Annotated in this window: 16 protein-coding genes and 1 pseudogene; 13 read left to right on the top strand and 4 right to left on the bottom strand. The window is 72.0% G+C overall.

Going from position 1 to position 21,873, the window contains the following annotated elements:
* Positions 1-569: 569 nt before the first annotated feature.
* Both K1J60_RS40625 and K1J60_RS40620 read left to right on the top strand, forming a co-directional pair.
* On the top strand, positions 570-959 hold the full coding sequence (locus K1J60_RS40625; RefSeq protein ID WP_220650584.1) for a BlaI/MecI/CopY family transcriptional regulator: 390 nt from the start codon (positions 570-572) through the stop codon (positions 957-959).
* A 6-nt stretch (positions 960-965) separates the two neighbouring features.
* A complete protein-coding gene (locus tag K1J60_RS40620; protein WP_220650583.1) occupies positions 966-1,898 on the top strand; it encodes a M56 family metallopeptidase in 933 nt (310 codons plus the stop codon).
* A 359-nt stretch (positions 1,899-2,257) separates the two neighbouring features.
* Here K1J60_RS40620 and K1J60_RS40615 read toward each other — a convergent pair whose 3' ends face one another.
* Complete coding sequence (locus K1J60_RS40615) at positions 2,258-3,250, bottom strand: sporulation protein (protein WP_220650582.1); 993 nt, start codon at positions 3,248-3,250, stop codon at positions 2,258-2,260.
* Positions 3,251-3,343: 93 nt separating this feature from the next.
* Positions 3,344-3,562 carry a hypothetical protein gene (locus K1J60_RS40610; RefSeq protein WP_220650581.1) on the bottom strand — a complete coding sequence of 73 codons (219 nt, stop codon included), beginning with the start codon at positions 3,560-3,562 and terminating at the stop codon, positions 3,344-3,346.
* A 402-nt stretch (positions 3,563-3,964) separates the two neighbouring features.
* On the opposite strand from K1J60_RS40610, the gene K1J60_RS40605 reads away from it, so the two are divergent.
* The 4 genes from K1J60_RS40605 to K1J60_RS40590 all read left to right on the top strand — a co-directional run bounded on the left by K1J60_RS40605 (position 3,965) and on the right by K1J60_RS40590 (position 8,891).
* Positions 3,965-5,302 (top strand): hemolysin family protein, encoded by a 1,338-nt coding sequence (locus K1J60_RS40605; RefSeq protein ID WP_220650580.1) that lies wholly within the window; start codon positions 3,965-3,967, stop codon positions 5,300-5,302.
* On the top strand, positions 5,299-6,321 hold the full coding sequence (locus tag K1J60_RS40600; protein ID WP_220650579.1) for a hemolysin family protein: 1,023 nt from the start codon (positions 5,299-5,301) through the stop codon (positions 6,319-6,321). The genes K1J60_RS40605 and K1J60_RS40600 overlap by 4 nt, the downstream gene beginning before the upstream one ends.
* 210 nt (positions 6,322-6,531) lie before the next feature.
* Positions 6,532-7,875, top strand: a complete 1,344-nt coding sequence (locus K1J60_RS40595) for a hemolysin family protein (protein WP_220650578.1) — start codon at positions 6,532-6,534, stop codon at positions 7,873-7,875.
* Positions 7,872-8,891, top strand: a complete 1,020-nt coding sequence (locus K1J60_RS40590) for a hemolysin family protein (RefSeq protein WP_220650577.1) — start codon at positions 7,872-7,874, stop codon at positions 8,889-8,891. The genes K1J60_RS40595 and K1J60_RS40590 overlap by 4 nt, the downstream gene beginning before the upstream one ends.
* A 464-nt stretch (positions 8,892-9,355) precedes the next feature.
* On the opposite strand, the gene K1J60_RS40585 is transcribed toward K1J60_RS40590, so the two are convergent.
* Complete coding sequence (locus tag K1J60_RS40585; protein WP_220650576.1) at positions 9,356-10,549, bottom strand: right-handed parallel beta-helix repeat-containing protein; 1,194 nt, start codon at positions 10,547-10,549, stop codon at positions 9,356-9,358.
* A 207-nt stretch (positions 10,550-10,756) separates the two neighbouring features.
* Here K1J60_RS40585 and K1J60_RS40580 point away from each other — a divergent pair, with 207 nt between their 5' ends.
* Together K1J60_RS40580 and K1J60_RS40575 are read left to right on the top strand one after the other, a co-directional pair.
* Positions 10,757-11,863 (top strand): GDSL-type esterase/lipase family protein, encoded by a 1,107-nt coding sequence (locus tag K1J60_RS40580; RefSeq protein WP_220650575.1) that lies wholly within the window; start codon positions 10,757-10,759, stop codon positions 11,861-11,863.
* 166 nt (positions 11,864-12,029) lie between these two features.
* Positions 12,030-13,688, top strand: coding sequence for a cellulase family glycosylhydrolase (locus tag K1J60_RS40575; RefSeq protein WP_220650574.1), 1,659 nt, complete (start codon positions 12,030-12,032; stop codon positions 13,686-13,688).
* 21 nt (positions 13,689-13,709) lie between these two features.
* On the opposite strand, the gene K1J60_RS40570 is transcribed toward K1J60_RS40575, so the two are convergent.
* Positions 13,710-15,197: an MFS transporter gene (locus K1J60_RS40570; protein WP_220651928.1), complete on the bottom strand. Its 1,488-nt coding sequence runs from the start codon at positions 15,195-15,197 to the stop codon at positions 13,710-13,712.
* Positions 15,198-15,540: 343 nt separating this feature from the next.
* Here K1J60_RS40570 and K1J60_RS40565 point away from each other — a divergent pair, with 343 nt between their 5' ends.
* The 5 genes and pseudogenes from K1J60_RS40565 to K1J60_RS40545 all read left to right on the top strand — a co-directional run.
* Positions 15,541-17,037, top strand: coding sequence for a hypothetical protein (locus tag K1J60_RS40565; protein ID WP_220650573.1), 1,497 nt, complete (start codon positions 15,541-15,543; stop codon positions 17,035-17,037).
* Between the two features lie 55 nt (positions 17,038-17,092).
* The gene (locus tag K1J60_RS40560) at positions 17,093-18,346 is read left to right on the top strand and encodes an AAA family ATPase (protein WP_220650572.1); all 1,254 of its coding nucleotides are present in this window, start codon (positions 17,093-17,095) and stop codon (positions 18,344-18,346) included.
* Positions 18,343-19,584, top strand: coding sequence for a vWA domain-containing protein (locus tag K1J60_RS40555; protein ID WP_220650571.1), 1,242 nt, complete (start codon positions 18,343-18,345; stop codon positions 19,582-19,584). The genes K1J60_RS40560 and K1J60_RS40555 overlap by 4 nt, the downstream gene beginning before the upstream one ends.
* A gap of 163 nt (positions 19,585-19,747) precedes the next feature.
* Positions 19,748-21,004 (top strand): ATP-grasp domain-containing protein, encoded by a 1,257-nt coding sequence (locus K1J60_RS40550; protein ID WP_220650570.1) that lies wholly within the window; start codon positions 19,748-19,750, stop codon positions 21,002-21,004.
* Positions 21,001-21,846 (top strand): annotated as a pseudogene (locus tag K1J60_RS40545) (Rossmann-like domain-containing protein); the annotation flags it as partial. The gene K1J60_RS40550 and the pseudogene K1J60_RS40545, both read left to right, overlap by 4 nt.
* Positions 21,847-21,873: the final 27 nt, after the last annotated feature.

Below are 21,873 nucleotides of genomic sequence, written 5' to 3'. Positions count from 1 at the left end.
CCGGGCCGGGTACGGCCGAGCGTTTCGGGGGTTGTGGCGACCGACGTCGCTGTCGCCGTCTCGGTCCGTGACCGGTTGCCGTGCCCGGCAGGTGCCGCTGGATCTGTTCCGGTCCGCCCCCGGTCCACAGGTGGCGTGTGATGGGCGGCATCAGGTCCTGGAAGGTGCGGGGGCGCTGCCGTCGGCCTTGTCGAGGAACTCCCGCCGCACCGACCGGTCGAGGAACTGTGCGGAGAGCCGGCCGCCCAGGAAGCCCCCGCGATGCCGATGGCCGTCGTACCGATGAGTCCGCGCGGATCGCGCCCCGGCAGGACGGCCCTGGCCCTGGCCCCGGCGAGAAGTCCCAGCACCACCCGTGCGATGACGCCCCTGCCTACCGTCTCTCCTTGCCGTCGCGGTCACCGTCGGCACCGCGCGGAAGAGCCCGTCCCGGCAACCTGGCTTCTACAATCACGTAGATGCAGCGGTGCGGGGCGGCGGAGCAGCGGTCACGGCGCGGCGAGCGGCCGGTAGGGCGTCGATACGATGGACCGGCCCTGAACTCGGGGTCAGCGGAAGGGAGACAGGGCGTGACGGATCAGCGGCAGCGTCCTCCGCGGCGGGGACAGGGTGAACTGGAGGCGCTCGTCCTGTCCGCGTTGCGCGAGGCGGACAGCCCGGTCAACGCGGGATGGGTGCACGAGCGCGTCGGCGGAGATCTCGCCTACACCACGGTGGTCACGATCCTGACCCGGCTGCTGGCCAAGGGCGCGGTGGCCCGCGAGCGCACCGGCCGCTCCTTCGCCTGGACACCGGCCTCGGACCAGGCGGGCCTGGCCGCGCACAAGATGCGCAAGGTGCTCGACGCCGAGAGCGACCGCGAGGCGGTGCTGGCCAGCTTCGTCACCTCCCTGGAACCGGACGACGAGCGGCTGCTGCGCGAACTGCTGGGTCGGGCCAAGGACGAGAGGGAAGACTGAAGCCTCATGGGGGTGTTCGTCTTTCTGCCGCTGGTCCTGCCGTTGACGGCGTGGCCGATAGCGCGCCTGGCCGAGCAGCGGCTGCACCCGCGGACCGCCACCCGGCTCCTGACCGCGGTGGCCGTGGTGATGGCGGTGTGCAGCACCGTGTGTCTGGGGCTGCTGATGGTGGTCGGCACCGCGCAGCTGCCCGGCAATCCACTGCCCGACGCCTGGTCGGACCCCGAGGTGCGCGAGGCGGTGCCCCACGACGAGGTGGCTGGGAAACTGGCCATCCCGGCGCTGCTCGCGGTGCTGCTGACCTGCTGCCGCACGCTGTGGCGGCACGGACGGGTCCTGCACCGAGCCCACCGGGCACTCGCTGGCCTGCCCGGCACGGAGGTGGCCGTACTGCCCGACGAAGTGCCGTACGCGTACGCCCTCCCCGGCGGGCGACGGGGCCGGGTGGTGGTGACCACCGCCCTGCTGTCCTGTCTCGAACCGGCCGAACGGCGCGCCCTGTTCGCCCACGAGCGCGCCCATCTCGCAGCCCGGCATCACCGGTTCCTGCTCGCCGTCCAACTGGCCGCACGTGCCAACCCGTTCCTGCGCCCCCTGCGCACCGCCGTGGCGTACATGGCGGAACGGTGGGCGGACGAGGACGCGGCGCAGGCGGTCGGCAGCCGCAGGGCCGTGGCGTGCGCGATCGGCAAGGCGGCCCTGGTCTCCCGGGGGACTCCGGTGCCCACGCTGGGGGGCTTCGCCGCGCCGGGCCCGGTGCCGCGCCGGGTCGCCGCACTGCTCGGCCCCGCGCCCGCGATGCGCAGCTGGCCGTCGGTGTTCACCTCGGTGGGCCTTGCCGCCTGGGGGGCGGCAGCGGGGACCGCGGTGTCCGCGCTGTCGTCCGCGAACTCCGCGGTGACGATGGTCCTCATCCTGCACGCGGCGACGCCCCTGTGAGGACGCGCCTTCACCACGGTGTGCCACCGTGCCACCGGCAACTCGGCCATGCCCATGCACACCGCGGCGTTCATGTCCGTGCCTGGCACCAGCACCACGCTCGGTTCCCCGCCGGCCGGCTCCGGGCCGGCGGAGACGACGCCGTTCGCCCTCTCGCAGACGGATGTCATCGCTCACCCTCGTCCGGCACCACGAGCAGGAGGCGAGGCGGGCCGGCGGCGGCGTGGGTGCCCCGCCCTCCGGATCTGCTGCGTGACGGTTCCTGGCCGGAGGTGGGCCGACCGGGCGAGCCGGAAGACGCCGATCACCTTCTGCGCACGGTCAGCGCCTGATCAACCCTTCCGGCCCGCCACGGCCTCTCAGCCCTCTTCTTCCTCGTCGCCCTCGAAGAAGTCCCCCACCTCGTCGACGACTTCGGCTGCCACCATGCCTCCGACGACACCGACCGCCAGCCCGGCCGCACCCGCGGCGACCACGGTTCCCATGCCCGGCCCGGAGCGGTGGTGGCTGTCTTGGTGGTGGTCGTCGTGGCCGCCGCTCGCGTGCGGGTCGCCGTGGCCGTACGCGGCGTGGGAGCCGTACGACGCGCGGTGCTCGACGAGCTGCCGGATCCAGCCGTCGACTTCGGTGTTCCAGTCGCGCACGTCGTGGTGGCCGACGGTGAAACGGGTGAGCGCGTCGTGGCCGGAGGAGAACAGGCCGCCGCGCTTGTCCGCCTCCAGGACGACCTCCATTCCGCCCGGGGTGGCGAGGAAGGTCACCTCGATCTCGTTGACCTGGTGCGCGTACTGCGGGGGCGGAGTGAGTTCGAGCTCCTGGTAGAAGGGAAGCTGCTGGCCGGTGCCGCCGATGCGACCCAGCTCCAGGTCGGCGGACTTGAAGCCGAAGCCGAGCTGTCCGAGGGCCTCCAGGATCGCTTCCTGTACCGGCAGCGGACCCACGGCCATCTGGTCGAGGTCGCCCTTGTCCTTCGCGCCCGCCACCGACAACTCGGTCCGCACACCCAGGACGATGCCCAGTCCCTGCCCGTACAGCTCGGTGACCGGGGTCTCCCACGGCAGCGTCACGCTGAACGGGACGTTGCGCTCCTCCCCCTCGGCGAGCCGGAAACCGCCACCGACGGTGAACCGGTCGAAGACGACCGCGCCCGCGCTCTCCCCCTCCTCGTGCTCGGCCTCGACCCGGGCCACGAGCTCCAGCGTGATGTGCTCGATGTCGAAGTCGGCGTTGCCGCCCTTGAGGTGAACCCGGCCGGAGAGCGCGCCACCGGGCAGGGCCGCACCGGGGTCGAGGACCGTGTCGAGCGTGGGTCCGCCCACGCCGAGCGAGCCGAGCAGTCGTTTGAACACCATCGTGGCGTCCACTCCTTATCGTGCGTGTGTTTCGTGTGAGCGGTGCCGCGCACCCATGACGGGCGCACTGCACCACGGCAGTTCGGGGGCCGGTTACCTTGCCGTGTCGAGAGCGGCGAGCGCCTGCGCCCAGCGGACGTACTTCAACTCGGCCAGGTCCGCGATGCTCTTGACCCCGAACGCCTCCTGAAGTAACTCGCCGTCACGGTCCGAGACCCCCTTCAGCGCCCCGACCGGGGCCGCCAGGATCTCGGGCAGGCTCTTGTCCGTCCATGCCTTGTCCAGCACCTCGTCCAGGTCGATCGAAGCCATACGTGTCGTCTCCCAACGTGCATGCGTGCGGGGCCCGGCTCACGCTCGGACCTTCTACAAACGTGTAGAAGTATAGAGCTGCCGGGAGCGGGGAAGGGCACTGTCCGCGCGGACGCGGCGGGAAAGGCCGAAAACTGGTTCCTGTGCCGGCCGGAGGGCGATACTCAGGCTCGGCGCGGCCGGAGGGTGCGCCACCCGGAACGCCTGAAACCGGAGGCCCTGGCCGGGTGAGGTTCTTTGCGGCTCCTTTACAGTTGGTGTAGAAGCAGGCAATCCTGCTTCCCCCACTGTCATCCCACACGTCTTGAGAAGGAGCGACGGTCCCCCGATGGGTGAGCCTCCCAGTACCAGCCGTGCCACGCCCCGCCTGACCCATGTGAATGAGGGAGCGGGGGTGTCACGGTGACCGAGATCGTGCTGCTCCTGCTCGCTCTGCTGCTGACGCTGGCCTGCGCGGTGTTCGTCGCGGCCGAGTTCTCGCTGACCACCGTCGAGCGCGGTGAGCTGGAGCGTGCCACCGAGGCGGGCGAGCGCGGCGCCGAGGGCGCGCTGAAGGCCGTACGGCGTCTGACTCTCCAGCTCTCCGGTGCCCAGCTGGGCATCACCGTCACCTCGCTGGTGATCGGCATGCTCGCCGAGCCGTCCCTCGCCGCGCTGCTGCGCGGCCCGCTTCAGGCGGTCGGCCTGGGCGGCGCCGCGTCGTCCGTGGCGACCGTGCTGGGCGTGGCCGTCTCCACCGTGGTCCTGATGGTGGTGGGCGAACTGGTGCCGAAGAACTGGGCGATCTCCCGGCCGCTGGCGGTCGCCAAGGTGGTCGCGGGCCCGCAGCGCGGCTTCACGGCCGCCTTCGGGCCGTTCATCCGGCACCTGAACAGCACCGCGAACCGGTTCGTCCGGCGCTTCGGCCTGGAGCCGGCCGAGGAGCTGGCTTCCGCCCGCGGGCCCGAGGAACTGGTCGCGCTCGCCCAGCACTCGGCAGCCGAAGGTGCCCTGGAGGCGGACTCCGCCGAGCTGTTCGTGCGCACCCTGCACCTGAGTGAGCTCACGGCCGAGAACGTGATGACCCCGCGGGTCGACGTCCGGGCGCTGGAGGCCCACGCCACGGCGGCCGACGCGGCGAACCTGACGTACGCCACCGGCCTGTCCCGCTTCCCTGTCTACCGCGACAGCCTGGACGAGGTCATCGGCACCGTCCACATCCGCGACGTGCTCGCCCTGGAACCGGAGAAGCGGGCCCTCACTCCGGTGACCGAGCTGGCCACCGCCCCGCTGCTGGTGCCGGACAGCCTCACCGCCGACCGGCTGCTGGAGCGGCTGCGCGAGACGCGCACGATGGCCGTGGTCATCGACGAGTACGGCGGTACCGCGGGGGTGGCGACGGTGGAGGACATCGTCGAGGAGGTCGTCGGCGAGGTCCGTGACGAGCACGACCCCGTCGAGGTCCCCGATCTGCTGCCCGCGGCGAGGACGGGGGACGGGCGTGCGGTGTGGGAGGCGGACGGCTCGGTCCGCATCGACGAGCTGGCCCGGATAGGGTTGACGGCGCCGGAGGGCCCGTACGAGACCGTGGCCGGGCTGGTCGCCACCCGCCTCGCGCGCATCCCGGCCAAGGGCGACGACCTCGACCTCGACGACGGCTGGCGACTTCATGTCCTCGACGTCGATCACCACCGCGCCGGCCGCGTCCGCATCACCGCGCCGGTCCGGATGCCGGTCCAGGCGGCGGAGGAGTCCCGATGACCGTACTGCAACTCACCATCGGTGCCCTGACCCTGCTGACCAACGCCTTCTTCGTGGGCGGGGAGTTCGCCCTGATCTCCGTGCGTCGCGGACAGATCGAGCCGCGGGCGAAGGAGGGTGACAAGCGGGCCCGGATGACGTTGTGGGGCCTGGAGCACCTCTCGGCGCTGATGGCCACTGCCCAGTTCGGCATCACCGTCTCCTCGCTGGTGCTCGGCGCGGTCGCCGAACCGGCCATCGCCCATCTGCTGGAGCCCGCTTTCGAGGCGGCCCACATCCCGCACGGCCTGGTGCATCCGATCGCGTTCGTCATCGCGCTCAGCCTGGCGACGTACCTGCACATGCTGATCGGCGAGATGATCCCGAAGAACATCGCGCTCGCCGCGCCGGTCCCCACCGCGCTGCTGCTGGGGCCGCCCCTGGTGGCCCTCACCCAGACGCTCAGGCCGGTCGTCTTCGGTATCAACGCCTTCGCCAACGCCCTGCTGAAGCTGCTCAGGGTGGAGCCGAAGAACGAGGTGGAGGCCGTCTTCACCGACGACCAGCTCGCCCGCATGGTCCTCGACTCCAGCGAGGCGGGCCTGCTTTCGCCTGCCGACGGAGAGCGGCTGCGCGACGCACTGGAACTGGGCACCCGCCCGGTCGGCGAGATCCTCGTCCCCGCGCAGCGGATGCACACGGTCGACCACACCATCACCCCGGCCCGGCTGGAGCGGACGGCGGCCGAGGCCGGCTACTCCCGCTTCCCGGTCACCGGCCCGAACGGAGCCCTGCTGGGCTACCTCCACATCAAGGACACCCTCGGCCTCACCGACCGCGACCGGCCCTTCCCGGGCAGCGCCCTGCACCCGGTCACCCGGGTCCGCATCGACACCCCGCTGGACGACACCCTCACCGCCCTGCGCGCCGTCGGCAGCCACCTGGCAGCGGTCACCGGCGAGACGGGCACGGTCATCGGCTTCGTCACCATGGAGGACGTCCTGTCCGAGCTGGTCGGCCCGGCACCGTCCGCCGCGTGACCGGCGGACCGTGGACGTGGCGGCCGTGGTGTCCGTCCGTCGGGCCTGCGTAGAGGCCGCAAAGCGCCACTCCAACACAATCGTTCACGCATTGCACACGCACCGAAGGAGCAAGCCCGTGTCCGCCAGATCGACGGACTCTCCGGGGCACAGTCCCCGACCACCCCGCCAGACCTTTCTTGAGCACGGCACGCGGCGGGGTGGTGCGCGATGAGTGCCGCGAACGCTGTTCTCGGCCTGCTGGCCGTCTTCGTCCTCACCGCCGGCACCGGCTACTTCGTCGCGCAGGAATTCGCGTACGTCTCCGCCGACCGGCTCGCGCTCGCCCGCGAGGCCGAGGCCGGCGACCTGAGGGCCGCCCGCGCGTTGAAGGTGCTGGAGCGGCTGTCGTTCATGCTGTCCGGCGCCCAGCTGGGCATCACCGTCACGGGCCTGGTCGTCGGCTTCATCGCCGAGCCGTCCGTGTCCGCGCTGCTCAAGCCCGCCCTGACCGGCATCGGCACCCCGGAAGGAGCCGTCTCGGGCATTTCCGTCGGCCTCGCCTTCGTCGGGGCCACGGTCGTGCAGATGGTGCTGGGCGAGCTGGCCCCGAAGAACCTCGCCATCGCCGTCCCGGAGCGGCTGGCGAAGTCGCTGGCCGCCTCCACCCTCGCGTATCTGAAGGTCGTCGGTCCGGTCGTCCACGTCTTCGACGGCGCGGCCGGCCGGCTGCTGCGCAAGGTGGGCATCGAGCCCGTCGAGGAACTGCACCACGGCGCGACCCTGGAGGAGCTCGGCCACCTGATCGGCGAGTCCCACGAGCACGGCCAGCTGCCCAAGGACACCGCCGACCTCCTCGACCACGCCCTGGAGTTCTCCGACCGGACGCTGGACGAGGTGATGGTGCCGCGCGCGGGCGCCGTCTTCGTCCGCAAGGACGCCACGGCCGCCGAGGCGGTCGACCTGATCGCCCGCCACGGCCACTCCAACTATCCGGTCCTCGGCGACCACCCCGACGACATCGCGGGCGTCCTGGGGGTGCGCGAACTGACGCACCTGCCTGCCGACCGCCTCGCCGGCACCGCTGTGGGCGCACTCGCCCGCCGCCCGCTGCTGCTGCCGGACACGCTGCCGCTGCCCGACGCCGTCGACCGGATGCGGGAGGCGGACGACGAGTTCGCGGTCGTCCTGGACGAGCACGGCGGGGTCGCGGGGATCGTGACCTATGAGGACATCGCCGAGGAACTGGTGGGCGACATCGCCGACGAGTCCGACGCCGTCACCGAGATCGCTGTCGCCGACGGCGAGGGCTGGCTGGTGGACGCCGGGCGCCGCCTGGACGAGGTGGCCGAGTCGACCGGCATCGAGCTGCCCGAGGAGGAGGACTACGACACGGTGGCCGGCCTGATCGTGGACCGCCTCGGCCGGTTCCCGGCCATCGGCGACCGGCTCACCGTCGAACTGTCCGACGCGGGCCACGTGATGATCGACGTACGCACGCTGGACCGGCACGTGCCGCAACGGGTGCGCATCGAGCGGATGGTCGTGACCGAACGTGCGGAGGAGAAGGCATGAGTTTCCCGATGGCACTCTTCGTCACCGTGCTCCTGTTGATCGGCAGTGCCTTCTTCGTCGCCGCCGAGTTCGCGCTGGTCGCCGCCAAGCGGCACCGCATGGAGAAGGCCGCGGCCGAGGGCCGACGCGGCGCCAAGGCGGCCCTCGCGGGCATGCGCGAGCTGTCGCTGATGCTGGCCGGCGCCCAGCTCGGCATCACCGTGTGCACCCTGGGCCTGGGCTCCGTGTCCAAGCCCGCCATCTCGCACGAACTCGACCCGCTGCTGCATGACCTGGGCCTGCCCAGCGCGCTCAGCTACGCGGTGGCCTTCGCGTTCGCCATGGCCGTCGTGGTGTTCCTGCACATGGTCCTCGGCGAGATGGCCCCCAAGTCCTGGGCCATCGCCCACCCCGAGCGCTCCGCGATGCTGCTCTCCCCGCTCTTCAGGGGCGTGGTGAAGGCGGTACGGCCGCTGATCTGGCTGCTCGACCAGATCAGCAACGCCCTCGTACGGCTGTGTCGGATCACCCCGCGCGACGAGCTGGCCTCCGTCCACAACCGCGAGCAGCTCACGCATCTCGTCGAGGAGTCGCAGCGGCTCGGCCTGATCAGCGAGACCGACTCCGAGCTGATCACCCGCTCCCTGACCGAACCGCAGACACCCGTGGGCGACCTCCAGGTCCCGGCCGCCGAGATCACCGCGGTCGACGGCCACGCCGGCCTCGACGACATCCTGCGCACCGCCGCCGACCACGACCGCACCCGGCTCCTGGTCCGCGAGGGCGGCGCCGTCCTCGGCTCGGTCCACGCCCGCGACGCGCTGGTCGCCCGCGCTCAGGGCCGTACCGTCACCGCCCGCGCCCTGGCCCGGCCCGTACCGGAGCTCACCTCGGACGCCACGGTCGCCGAGGCGATCGACCTGCTCCGCAGGCACCGCGCCACACTCGCACTCGTCTGCGACGACACCGGCCGCCTCACCGGCATGGTCAGCCTGGACGACCTGCTCGCCCGCTACCTGCAGCCACAGGCGGCCTGACCTCTGTCCACCTGGTGCCGCGACGGGCGACGTTCGCCCCGTCGCGACGCCCGGCACGCTCCCCCACTCTCGGCTTCGCCCGAGCGGGAGGGGCCCCCACCGCCGCACCGGCCGAAGCGCGAGTACGTCCAGTACGAGGACTTCCGGCCGGCACGCCGAGAGCACGCTCCCCCAGTCTCGGCTGCGCTCGACCGGGAGGTACCCCCACGACGCCGCTCCTCAACGGGCGAACATTGCCTGCCGCGCCACTTGCGAGCAACATCCGTTGGGGGACGGGCCGCGCTGCCCACCCCTCGCGGTGGCCGCCAGGGGTCGCACATCAGCCACCGACTGTTCGGGTGTGTGAGCGGCGGGTGTCGTGAGGCCGCCCCCAAAGCCGTGCGGCAGCCGGCCTCCGGCGGATCGCCCCGAGGACCGGCGCCGCGCGCCACCCCCTCCTCGAGGTTCCGCGATGCGCGAACCCGTCAGAGTCGCGCCCCGACGTCCGCGCCGTTCGAGGGCCGCAGGAAGGTCGAGGCCGGGATCGAGCCGTCGGCCGCCCTGGGCCCGGTGATCGTAGCCGCGTCGGTGCTCACGAAGGACCAACTACCCCCAAGATTCCAGGAGTTGCCGCTGCCACCGGAATTCGCACCCAGCGAGACGTTCGTGCCGTTGGCCACCGAGAGGTTCTTCGTCAGCGTGCCGTCGGCGTCGGCGAAGTCGAACCCGGTGCCCTTGTTGCGCCACGCGGTGCAACGCTCGGCGACCAGCGCGCCCGGGTTGGCGTTGTCGATGAAACCACCGGCGGAGTTGTCCCAGGCCATGGCGCCCCGCACCACATGGGCCGCGGGCAGGTCCTCGTCACCGCCGCCGCCCAGCTTGAAACCGTTGCCGTCACCGGTGTAGTTCGGGAGGTTCCAGCGGTTGTAACCGTTGGCGTACGCGACGCTCCCCTCGACCGTTACCGGGGAGAGGAACTCCCAGAAGTCCAGCCCGTCGTCGGAGTTGTTCCACAACCGGGCACCGCGCACCACGTTCCCTGTCCCGGAGCCCTCCTTGATGGCCAGGCCGTCGGCGCTCTCCCCGTTCTTGCGCGGATCGCGGTTGCCGTGGCTGTCCAGGTTGATGAACTGGTTGCCGCTCGACGCACCCTGGATGTGCACCCCGGACTCGTAGTTGTTCCGGGTGACCAGCCGCTCGAAGACATTGCCGCCGGTGTCGACTCCGAAGATCCCGTACGGCCCGTTGACGATCTCCAGACCGCTCAGTCGCCAGTGCTCCCCCTCGATGTGGATCGCGCCCCGCTGGGCCCGCGGGATGCTGGAGCCCACCGCGCCGGGCGTGTACGGCATGCCCTCGCCGTCGATGACGACCCGTTCGCCGTGGTAGTTGCCCATCCTGATCGGCTGACTCGCCGTACCGCTCTTGAGCAGCTGGATGTTGCTGCTCGGGGCGTACGTCCCGCCCCGGATGAGGATCGAGTCGCCCGCCTGCGCCAGGTCCACGGCGCGCTGCACGGTCCGCAGTGGTGCCGCCAGGGTGCCGGCGTTGCCGTCATTGCCGTTGGTCGCCACGTAGAGGCTGGTGGCGGCGTGGGCGGCGGGGGCGGACAGGGCGAGGAGCCCGCCCGCCAGGACGCTCAACAGGCCTACGCAGGCGGTGAATCGCTGTGGACGCATGGGTCGTCTCCCGGACAGGCGTGAGGGGAAAGCGCTTTCCAACCCGGAAGCTAGGATGCTTGTCCCGAGCACGTCAATATCCATGCACGTGATATCTGTTCCCGTCCATGAACGATCGAGAGGTCACGTCCACCACCTTGACGCGTCAATGACAACAGTGGCATGTTCGGCTGGGAGCGCTCCCATCTCACCAGGGAAGGGACCACCATGCGCAGCACCCGCCACTCCCCCTTACGGCATCTGCCGCTCCTCGGCCTGCTGGCCGCCCTGTTCCTCTGCTCCGGACCGACGTTCGCGCCGGTCGCCTCCGCCGCGGCCGGCACGGCCGCGGCTCCCGTCCGCGTCATGCCGCTCGGCGACTCGATCACCGGCTCGCCCGGCTGCTGGCGAGCCGTGCTCTGGAACCGTCTGCAGAACACCGGTCACACGGACATCGACTTCGTCGGCACCCTCGGCACGCAGGGCTGCGGGCAGGCCCACGACGGCGACAACGAGGGCCACGGCGGCGAGTTGGTGACCCAGGTCGCCGACCAGGACCTGCTGCCCGGCCGACTGGCCGCGACGCTTCCGGACATCGTTGTCATGCACTTCGGCACGAACGACGTGTGGAGCAGCATCGCACCGGACCGCATCCTCGCCGCGTACACGAAGCTGGTCGGACAGATGCGGGCCTCCAACCCGCACATGCGGATCCTGGTCGCGCAACTCATCCCCATGAACCCCGATGGCTGCACAGGCTGCGCACAGCGCGTCGTCGACTTCAACGCGCGGATCCCCGACTGGGCCCGGACGACGAGCACCCCCGACTCACCCGTGACCGTGGTGGACCAGTGGACGGGGTTCAGTACGGAGACCCACACCTACGACGGGGTGCATCCGAACGCGGCCGGGGACGAACGGATCGCCGCCCGCTGGTATCCGGCGCTGAGCGCGGTGCTGGACGCGGGGGTACCGGGTGATCCCGGGGACCCGGGCGATCCGGGTGGCGGTCGGACGTGCTCCGCGGCCTTCCGGGCCACCAACGTCTGGCAGGGCGGCTACCAGGGCGAGGTGACCGTCACCAACACGTCCGCGGCGACCGTCGCGGGGTGGACCGTGACCGTCGTCCCGGCCGCCGGGGCCCGGCTCACCCAGGTCTGGAACGGGACCTCGACCACGGCGGCCGACGGTACGGCCACGGTCACCCACGCCTCGTGGAACGGCACGCTCGCGCCGGGCGCGAGCACCACGTTCGGGTTCGTCGCCACGACGTCCACGACGGCCGGGACGCCGTCGGCGACGGTCGGCTGCACGGCCCGGGCCGCCTCCTCGTGACGGTGGGCCGGCGGGGACGGAGAGCCCGATCCGCCGGCCACCCGACGAGGGATTCCGGCGGGCGGTGCAGCCCACGGCACCGCTCGCCTCCCCTCCGCCGCCACAGTCCGCTCGTCCCCGTCCCGCACTCCCCAGGCACCCCCTCACCCCCTTCGCTGGAGCCGCCATGAGATCCCGTACGCGCACCCCGGCCCGCCCACGCCCCCCACACGTCGCCGCACTCGCCGCGGCCCTCCTCGGCCTGCTGCTCCCCCTGTTCGCCTTCGGCCCTCCGGCGCAGGCGGCACCGGCGGCCCCCGCCGGATTCCGGGTCGAGAACGGTCGGCTGCTGGAGCGGTCGGGCAACGACTTCGTGATGCGGGGCGTGAACCACGCCCACACCTGGTACCCGAACCAGATCGGCGCACTGGCCCACATCAAGGCCAAGGGCGCCAACACGGTGCGGGTGGTCCTCTCCAGCGGTGACCGGTGGACCCGCAACGACACCGCCGACGTGGCGAACGTCGTGGCGCAGTGCAAGCGCAATCGGCTCATCTGTGTCCTGGAGGTGCACGACACGACGGGATACGGCGAGCAGAGCGGGGCCGTCACGCTCGCGCGGGCCGCCGACTACTGGATCGGTGTGCGGAGCGCACTCACCGGCCAGGAGGATCATGTCATCGTCAACCTCGGCAACGAGCCGTACGGCAACAACGACTACGCGGGCTGGACGGCCGACACCAAGGCGGCGATCCAGCGGCTGCGCACCGCCGGCTTCGACCACACCCTCATGGTCGACGCCCCCAACTGGGGCCAGGACTGGGCGTTCACGATGCGCGACAACGCCGCGTCGGTCTTCGCCGCCGACCCGGACGCCAACACGGTCTTCTCCATCCACATGTACGGCGTCTTCGACACGGCGGCCGAGGTGAGCGACTACCTCAACCGGTTCGTCGCCGCGAAACTCCCCCTGGTGGTGGGCGAGTTCGGGCACGACCACTCCGACGGCAACCCCGACGAGGACGCCATCCTCGCCACCGCGCAGCGGCTCGGCATCGGCTACCTCGGCTGGTCCTGGAGCGGCAACGGCGGCGGCGTCGAGTATCTGGACATGGTCACCGGCTTCGACCCGAACCAGCTGACCGGCTGGGGGCAACGCCTCTTCAACGGCGCGAACGGCATCGCCGCCACGGCGAAGGAGGCCGCGATCTACTCGGCCTCCGGCGGCGACACCACTCCCCCGACCGCGCCCGGCACCCCGACCGCCTCCGGGGTGACCTCCTCGTCGGCGACCCTGACCTGGGCCGCCGCCACCGACGCGACCGGTGTCACCGGCTATGACGTGGTCCGCGTCAACGGCACCGGCGAGTCCGGCGCGACGACCACGGCAGACACCTCCACCACGCTCACGGGTCTGACGCCCGCCACCTCGTACACCTTCGCCGTCTACGCCCGCGACGCGGCCGGCAACCGCTCGCCCCGCTCGGGAACGGTGACTCTCACGACGGCCTCGGGCGGTTCCACGGCGGCCTGCGCCGTCGGCTACCGGGTGACGGGCGAGTGGTCCGGCGGCTTCCAGGGCGAACTCGTCCTGCGCAACACCGGAACCTCGGCGATCGACGGCTGGACCCTCCGCTGGACCTTCGCCGGCGGCCAGCGCGTCTCCCACCTGTGGGGTGGTACGGCGACCCAGGCCGGCGCGGACGTGACCGTCACCGCCGCCTCGTACACCGCGAACATCCCCGCGGCGGGTTCGGTGACTCTCGGCTTCACGGCGACCCGCGGCTCCACCAACCCGGCACCGACCGCGTTCACCCTCAACGGAGTTTCCTGCACGGCGAGTTGACGTACGTCGGCGCGCCGCGCCTCAGCCGGGTGGCGCGCCGGTGCCCGTCCCGCCCTGCAGCCGCTCCAGGTCGGAGGGCCTGACCTGGATGGCCAGTACGGCGATCAGGGCCGCGATCACGGTGAAGACGGCAGCCATCACGAAGGCGGCCGAGACACCCGCGGTGAGCACCTCGTCGGCCCAGGGCGGCGGAAGCTCCCCGGTCCGCCGGAACTCCAGGCGCTCGGCCGGGGTCGCCTGGGAGAGGAAGTCCGGGACCTGCTTCTCCGCCTCGTCGGTGCTGGCCGTGCCGTACATCGTGACGAGGATGGAGAGGCCGAGCGAACCGCCGACCTGCTGGGTGGCGTTGAGGAGCCCGGAGGCCGCGCCGGTCTCCGCGGGGGTGACGTCGGAGAGCGCCATCAGGGTCAGTGCGACGAACTCCATGCCCATGCCCAGGCTGAAGACGAGCATCGGGCCGAGCACGCTGCCGGCGTAGGTGGAGTGGACGTCGGTCAGGGTGAGCCATCCCAGGCCCGCCGCCGCCAGGACCGCGCCCACCACCATGAACGGCTTGGGCCCGAACACGGGCAGGAACCGTGAGGTCAGTCCCGCGCCGATCGCGATGACCGCGCTGACCGGCAGGAACGCGAAGCCCGTGGCCAGGGGGCTGAAGTTCAGGACGTTCTGGGTGAAGAGCGTCAGGAAGAAGAACATGCCGAAGATCGCGGCGGCCAGGCACAGCATGATCCCGTACGTGCCGGCGCGGTTGCGGTCGGCGAACATGTGCAGGGGGGTGATCGGCTGCCGGGACCGCCGCTCCACCAGGACGAACACCGCGAGCAGCACGGCGGCGCCGACGAACGACGCCAGCGTCAGTCCGTCCCGCCAGCCCTCCTGCGCGGCCCGGATGAAGCCGTACACCAGGAGCACCATGCCCAGCGTCGAGGTGAGCGCGCCGGTGATGTCGAAGTGGCCCGGGTGCCGTTCGGACTCCTTGATCCAGCGGGGCGTCGCCAGCGCGATCAGCAGTCCGATCGGCACGTTGACGAACAACACCCACCGCCAGTTCAGCCACTCCACGAGGATGCCGCCCGCGAGCAGACCGATCGCGCCGCCGCCCGCCGAGACCGCAGCGAACACCCCGAACGCGCGGTTGCGTTCGGGGCCTTCGCGGAACGTCGTACTGATCAGCGCCAGGGCCGTCGGGGACGCGATGGCACCGCCGACGCCCTGGAGGGCGCGGGCGGCGAGGAGTTGAGCCTCGTTCTGGGCGAGACCGCCGAGCAGTGAGGCCAGCACGAACAGCAGCACGCCGAAGACGAACACCCGCCGCCGGCCGAGGATGTCGCCGACTCGTCCGCCCAGCAGCAACAGCCCACCGAACGTCAGCGTGTAGGCGTTGACCACCCACGCCAGGCTCGTCGTCGAGAAGCCCAGCGACCGCTGGATGTCCGGCAGCGCGATGTTCACGATGGTGATGTCCAGCACCACCATCAACTGACACGACGCGATGACGAACAACGCCATCGCACTCCCACCACCACCTGCTTCCGAGGTGGTGGTCCGCGCGGGGGAGATCGGCTGCGGATCGCTCATGACGTGTCGCAAAGGCAGGGTGAGGTGAACGGTCGCGTCCACCACCGCGTTCACTGTTCGACCGTACGCCGGTGCCCTGGCCCGCACCACTGGGGCGGTTCGAGGCGTCCACGCGGCGGGGCGCGTGCGGTGGCCCGTCCAGAGCGTCGGGGGTGAGCGCGTGCACCAGGTCGAAAAACAGGTGCGGGAGCGAGACGGGCGGCGTTACGATCCCCGCGATGACTACTCATTCCCTCAGCAGAATGGGGGTCCCGTCCGCGCAAGGTGAGTGCTGATGCTCACCGATGTCGCGAACGGGGATCCCCGGCTTTCCTTCTGGTCGCGCGTGCGCGAGTTCGCCGTGCCACCCTCCATGATCGAGACTGCGACCGCCCGTCGTGCCGTCGGCGACTGGGCCGGGGCATGTGCCGCCGCAGCCGTCGACATCGACTTCGACCTGCGTTCCCTGGCCGGCCGCCACGGATCGGAACTGGCGTCCCGAGTCCGTGCGGATCTGCGGCACTTGGCACCCGACCTGCTGCGTTGGCACATGCCGAGGATCGCCCCCGACGGTCTGCTGCGCCCGGGCCTGACCCTCACCCTGGCCCGGTACCGGGCGGCGGGGGGTGCCGGACCCCTGCATCTCGTGGCCCGCACTCCGCCGGCCTGGGCGGACGCCGGCCAGCGGATCGGTCTCGCGTTGTGGGAGGGCTCCGGGTCCGACGCCCGTGGCCATCCGCATCCACGGCCCAGCCGTCGCCACCGGTTCGATCTGCACCGGCATCTCTGGGACGCGCGCAGGGCCGCCGAGCTGCGGAGCCGTTCGGGAGCGGATCGGCCGGCCGTCGACGGGCCACCACCGCCGGACCCGCACCCGCACCTGTATCCGCACTCGCACCCTGCGCTGCCGCCGGCGACGGCGGCGTCCGACGAGTTGAGGGCATGGGCGGCGGAGCACGGTTGTGCCGTCGAGCGGTGGGCGGAGGAGGCGGCGATCGTGCTGCGCGCCGAGGGGCGGTCCACCGGCTCCGTTCTCGTACGGTGCGGTGTCCGACGGCGGCTCCTGCTGGAGCTGGGCCCGGACGCCCTCATGGGCCGGGGCCCGGCCGAGGACGCCCACCCGGACGCGGACGACGGCTCCCGGCCACCCGCGCCGCGGTTCACGGCCGTGTCCGGCGACGACGGTGCCCTCGGCGCGCTGCCGGTGCTGCCCGACGCCGCGACCTGGAGACTGCCCGACCTGGAGCTGATCCGTGCCGGTGCGATCGACGTCGAGCGGTTGCATCCGCTGGTCGCGTCGGCACTGGTGCCGGATCACCTGCCGTCGGCGCACGCCGAGGCGCCGGACCGGGCGGGGCAGCCGCGGATCGTGGAGTGCCGGGGAGAGCGCCACCGGATCGGTCTGGTCGACGGCGTGCTGGTGGCCCTCGACCATGACCAGGCCGAACTCCGGCGCGAGGAACTGCTGGTCGCGCTGACCGGTACCCCGCTCCCCTGTCTGCGGGCCATCGACGAGGCGCATCGTCGCCCGGACTGTCTGTCCGGCGTGCGCGAGCGCCTGGACCACGGGGACGTCGCCGGTGCGCTGGCGGTCGTCGAAGGGCTCCTGGGCCCCGACGCGGTCCTGCGCGACGGCCCGCTGCGGGACGAGTTGGAGTCCGCCGCGCGCCGACGCATCGCCTACGGCCTCTACCGGGCCGGTCTCGCCGAACCCCTCCCCGGCCGGGTCCGCCGCAACCTCGGCCGTCGCCCGTCCCGTCAGCGGCGCCCCCGCACGGCGACCTTCTTCTGACCGCGCGCCTCGCGCGCGTTCGACCCCACCCCACTACACCCCAAGGTGATCACACATGCCCACACGCACCCCGTTCGCCATGCCCTCCGACGCCGACCCGCTCTCCCCACTCGACGTGGCCGCAGACCTGTTGACCATGCTGCGGACCACGACCACCGAACCGCGCCCCGACATCCAGCTGGAGGCGCTGACCCTGGCCGTCGCCGCGGATCTTCCCGTACTGCTGTGGGGCGAGCCGGGCATCGGCAAGACCGCGGCGCTGACACAGCTCGCGGCCTCCCTGGATCTTCCGCTGACGACCGTGATCGCCAGCGTGCACGAGCCGTCCGACTTCTCGGGCCTGCCGATCGTGGGAGACGACCCGGCCGAACAGGGTGTCCCGATGGCTCCGCCGGACTGGGCGGTGCGGCTGGTACGGGCCGGCCGGGGGCTGCTGTTCCTGGACGAGCTGTCGACGGCGCCGCCCGCCGTCCAGGCCGCGCTGCTGCGGCTGGTGCTGGAGCGCAGGATCGGCGCACTCCAGCTGCCGCCCGACGTGCGGATCGTGGCCGCCGCCAACCCCAGGTCCTCGGCGGCCGACGGCTGGGAGCTGAGCCCGCCGCTGGCCAACCGGTTCGTGCACCTGCAGTGGACGCACGACCACGAGGTCGTCGTACGAGGGCTCGGGGGCACCTGGCCCCGGGCCACCCTGCCGCGGCTGGCGCCCGAGCGGCTGGCGGAGGCGGTGGACTTCGCCCGGCGCGCGGTGTGCACGCTGCTGGCCGCGCGCCCCAAGCTCGTGCATCAACTGCCCAACAGCGAGAGCCGACGCGGCGGCCCCTGGCCGTCGCCGCGCAGCTGGGAGATGACGCTGCGTCTGATCGCCTTCGCGACCGCCTCCGGTGTCTCGCGCGACGTGCTGTCCCTCCTGGTCAGGGGAACCGTGGGCGACGGCCCGGGGCTGGAGCTGCTGGCCGGCCTGGACCGGCTGGACCTGCCCGATCCGGAGGTGCTGCTCGCCGACCCCACGGCGGAGGAGCTGCCCCAACGGGGGGATCTGCGGCAGGCGGTGCTCGACGGGGTGGTGGCGGCGGTCCGGTCGCGGCCGGACAGGGCCCGCTGGGACGCGGCGTGGGCGCTGCTGGTCCGGGCGTTGGAGACGGGGGCGCCGGATCTGGTGGTCGTCCCCGCCACCACCCTGGCCTCGCTGCGCCGCGACGACTGGGACGTTCCGACGGCGATCGAGAACCTCGCCGGAGTCGTCACGCTCTCCCGGCGCGCGGACGAGGCGGCGGCCCGCGCGAAGACGGCGACGAAGGTCCGCCGATGAGCACGGACACCGACAGCGCCCTCGACCTCGACAAGCTCTTCACGGCCCGGCTCCAGGCGGCGCGGGCCCGGCCGTATCTGGCGACGGCGTTGTTCGCGCTGCACACCGTCGAGTCCCGGCGGGTGCCCACGATGGCCGTGGACCGGCACTGGCGGTGCTATGTCTCCCCGAGCTTCGTGGACCGTACGCCGGTCGAGGAGCTGGCCGGGGTGTGGGTCCATGAGGTGTCACATCTGCTGCGGGACCATCACGGGCGCAGCGACCGGGTCGCCAGGGAGCGGGAGTTGACCGGCCCCGGGGAGCGACTGAGGATGAACATCGCAGCCGACTGCGAGATCAACGACGACGTGTTCGGCGACGGACTGGTCAAACCCGAGGGGGCCGTGGAGCCGGCGTCCCTCAAGCTGCCCACGGGGCAGTTGATGGAGGACTATCTGCGGCAGTTCCAACTGGGCCCCCGCACCATGGAGTTGGCGTGGCTGGACTGCGGCAGCGGCGCCGACGGTCTGGAGCGGGAGTGGGAGCTGGGCCCGGACGGGGCGCACGGCCTGAGCGAGCAGGAACGGGACGCGGTCCGGTTCCGGGTGGCCCAGGGCATCACGGGCCGTCCGGGTTCCGCGCCCGAGGGCTGGCGGCGCTGGGCGGAGGAGGCGTTCCATCCACCGCAGCCGTGGCGGGCGTTGCTCGGTGCGGCGGTCCGGTCAGCCGCCTCCGCGCCCGGCGCCGGTGAGGACTACAGCTACGGCCGGCCGTCGCGGCGCTCCGCCGGTGTGCCGGGCACGGTGCTGCCGAGCCTGCGACGCCGCCCGCCCCATGTCTCCGTGATCATCGACACCTCGGGGTCGGTCAGTGACGCGGAACTGGGCAGCGCGCTGCTGGAGGTCGCGGCGATCTCCCGGGCCGTGGGAGGCCGCCGCGACCTCGTCACCGTCGTCCCGTGCGACGCGGCGGCCCGGATCGCCCACCCGCTGTGCCGGGCGGAGGGCATCCCGCTGCTGGGCGGCGGCGGGACGAACCTGCGCGCGGGGTTCGCCAAGGCGCTCCGCAGCCACCCCAAGCCCGATGTAGTCGTGGTCCTCACCGACGGCCAGACACCCTGGCCCGGCTCCCGGCCACCGTGCCGGACGGTGGTCGGCCTGTTTCCCCGGCACCACCCACGCACCACATGGGACGAGGACGACCCCGACTACGTACCGGACTCACCGCCCGACTGGGCCCGCGTGGTCCAGATCGGTTAGGCCGCGGACCGGCCTCCGTCCCGTCTCCGCCTCCTCCACGACCCCCTCATGACAATGAAAACGATTATCGATAAGGTGCACATGTCAAGCGGCCGGGCGCCTCCTTGTCGAGGTGCCGTCGGGCTGCCCTGACGCCTGAACGCACCGCACGAAAAGGGGAGCTGTGGCTCATCTGTTGGTGGTCGAGAGCTGGGTCGGATCGATGAGCAGGCTGCTCCCACGGGCCATCCGGGAGGGCGGGCACGAGTTCACCTTCCTCACCCGCGACCTGCACCACTACCTGCGCTCGGCCCCCGAGGGCACGGCCCACCCGCTGCTGGGCGCACGCAACGTGATCACGGCCGAGACCAACGACCTCGGCACCCTCCTGCCGGAGACGGAACGCCTGCACACGGTGTTCGGCTTCGACGGGGTGATCTCGTCCTGCGACTACTACCTGCCGACGGTGGCCCGTATCGCCGGGCACCTCGGACTCCCCGGCCCCGGCCCGCAGGCCGTCGCGGACGCCTGCCGCAAGGACGCCACCCGCCGGGTCCTCGCCGACGCCGGAGTGCCCGGACCCCGCTTCGCCCTCCACGAGGAGTGGGCCGACCTCGCCCGCGCGGCACGGGAGATCGGCTATCCGCTGGTCGTCAAACCCGTCGACCTGTGCGCGGGCATGTATGTGCGGAGAGTGGACGACGAGACCGAACTCGCCTCGGCAGTGAGGTCGTTGGCCGACTTCCCGCTGAACGCGCGCGGGCAGCGCCGGGCGCCCGCCGTCCTCCTCGAAGAGCTGCTGACCGGATTCGAGGTGAGCGTCGAGACCGTGTCCCACGCGGGAGCGGTGCACGTCGTGGGCGTGACCGACAAGAGCATCGGCGGGGCACCCGCCTTCATCGAGACCGGGCACATGTTCCCCGCCGCGCTGTCGGGCGCCGACACCGAGGCGGCCGAACAGACCGCGCTGGGCGCGCTCAAGGCGCTCGGGCTGACCGACGGCGTCGTCGCCCACACCGAGATCAAGCTGACCCCGGACGGTCCGCGTGTGGTCGAGGTGAACCCACGGCCCGCCGGGAACCGCATCACCGAACTGGTGCGCCACGTCACCGGCGTCGACCTCGCCGCGGCCGCCGTGGAGGTCGCCCTCGGCCGCGAACCCGACCTGCGGCGGCGGGAGACCGGCCTGCGCAGCGCGGCCGTCGGCTTCCTCGTCCCGGATACCTCGGGCACCCTCGCAGCCCTGGACGGCGGGGAGCTCGCCGACGCGGAGAACGTGCTGGAGGTTCAGCTCGCCGAGCCGGGTCGGCAGGTCAAGTCGGCCGGCAGCAACAACGAGTACCTCGGCCATGTCATGGTGGGCGACCCGGCCGGGCTGGGCGCGCGCGGACATGTCGAGGCGCTGTTGGGCGAGTTGAGCGCCGGGCTGGTGATCCGGTGAGCGCCGTCGCGCCGGTGGCCGGGACGGTCACGTACGAAGAGCCGACGGTCACGTACGAAGAGCTGCTGGAGCGGGCCCGGGCCGGTCGGCTGGGCCCGGATCCCGCGACGCTGCGCATCGCGGTGGCGTTCGTGACCCGGCAGGCCGTGCGGCACGACGGGCGGGGCACCGGCTACCGCAACGAGGTGCTCAGTCTGCGTCTCGCCGGGGCCGTGGGGTCCTGCGCGGTCGAGCCCGGCACCCTGCCGGACGCGGCGATCGACGACTGTGTCGGCGCCGATGTCGCCCGGCTCCTGGACCATCCGCTACTGCCGGTGCGGGTGGCCGCGCTGGACGCCTATCTGATGCATGTCCGCCCGCACACCCCCGAGAACGGGGCACGACCGTTCGCCCTCCCGGCCGGTACGTCGCTGGAGAAGTCGCGGGCCCGGGCGCGGGCCGTCGTCGAACTGCTCGACCTGCCGCCGGGCGCGATCGTGCTGGTGGTCGGGGTCGTCAACTCCCTTCTGGAAGCGCTGCGTTCACAGGGGCTCCGCTATGTGCCGTGCGATCTGAAGGGCGGAATCACGGAGTGGGGCGAGGAGGTCGTCACCGATGCGCCCGACGCTGCCGAGCGCTGTGACGCGCTGCTGGTCTCCGGGATGACCTTGAGCAACGGCTCCTTCGAGCCGTTGCGGCGACACGCTCTGTCGTACGGCAAGCAGCTGGTGATGTTCGCGCAGACCGGCAGTGCGGTGCTGCCCCGGTTCCTCGGGCACGGCGTGAGCGCGGTGTGCGCGGAGCCGTATCCCTTCTTCTGGCTGGACGCGGGCGCGGGCACGCTGCACCGCTACCGCCGGGACGACGCGCACTCCGCACCGGCAGTCGAT

The sequence above is a fragment of the Streptomyces akebiae genome (assembly GCF_019599145.1).
GTDB classification, from domain to species: domain Bacteria; phylum Actinomycetota; class Actinomycetes; order Streptomycetales; family Streptomycetaceae; genus Streptomyces; species Streptomyces akebiae.
This window is presented reverse-complemented; position numbering and strand designations above follow the sequence as displayed.

Bases quoted from the DNA above. Each gene is read 5' to 3' on its own strand.
- K1J60_RS40560 (WP_220650572.1), top strand. From the start codon at position 17,093: ATGCCCACACGCACCCCGTTCGCCATGCCCTCCGACGCCGACCCGCTC.
- K1J60_RS40570 (WP_220651928.1), bottom strand. From the start codon at position 15,197: ATGGCGTTGTTCGTCATCGCGTCGTGTCAGTTGATGGTGGTGCTGGAC.
- K1J60_RS40610 (WP_220650581.1), bottom strand. From the start codon at position 3,562: ATGGCTTCGATCGACCTGGACGAGGTGCTGGACAAGGCATGGACGGAC.
- K1J60_RS40580 (WP_220650575.1), top strand. From the start codon at position 10,757: ATGCGCAGCACCCGCCACTCCCCCTTACGGCATCTGCCGCTCCTCGGC.
- K1J60_RS40575 (WP_220650574.1), top strand. From the start codon at position 12,030: ATGAGATCCCGTACGCGCACCCCGGCCCGCCCACGCCCCCCACACGTC.
- K1J60_RS40595 (WP_220650578.1), top strand. From the start codon at position 6,532: ATGAGTGCCGCGAACGCTGTTCTCGGCCTGCTGGCCGTCTTCGTCCTC.
- K1J60_RS40600 (WP_220650579.1), top strand. From the start codon at position 5,299: ATGACCGTACTGCAACTCACCATCGGTGCCCTGACCCTGCTGACCAAC.
- K1J60_RS40585 (WP_220650576.1), bottom strand. From the start codon at position 10,549: ATGCGTCCACAGCGATTCACCGCCTGCGTAGGCCTGTTGAGCGTCCTG.
- K1J60_RS40565 (WP_220650573.1), top strand. From the start codon at position 15,541: ATGCTCACCGATGTCGCGAACGGGGATCCCCGGCTTTCCTTCTGGTCG.
- K1J60_RS40555 (WP_220650571.1), top strand. From the start codon at position 18,343: ATGAGCACGGACACCGACAGCGCCCTCGACCTCGACAAGCTCTTCACG.
- K1J60_RS40615 (WP_220650582.1), bottom strand. From the start codon at position 3,250: ATGGTGTTCAAACGACTGCTCGGCTCGCTCGGCGTGGGCGGACCCACG.
- K1J60_RS40590 (WP_220650577.1), top strand. From the start codon at position 7,872: ATGAGTTTCCCGATGGCACTCTTCGTCACCGTGCTCCTGTTGATCGGC.
- K1J60_RS40620 (WP_220650583.1), top strand. From the start codon at position 966: ATGGGGGTGTTCGTCTTTCTGCCGCTGGTCCTGCCGTTGACGGCGTGG.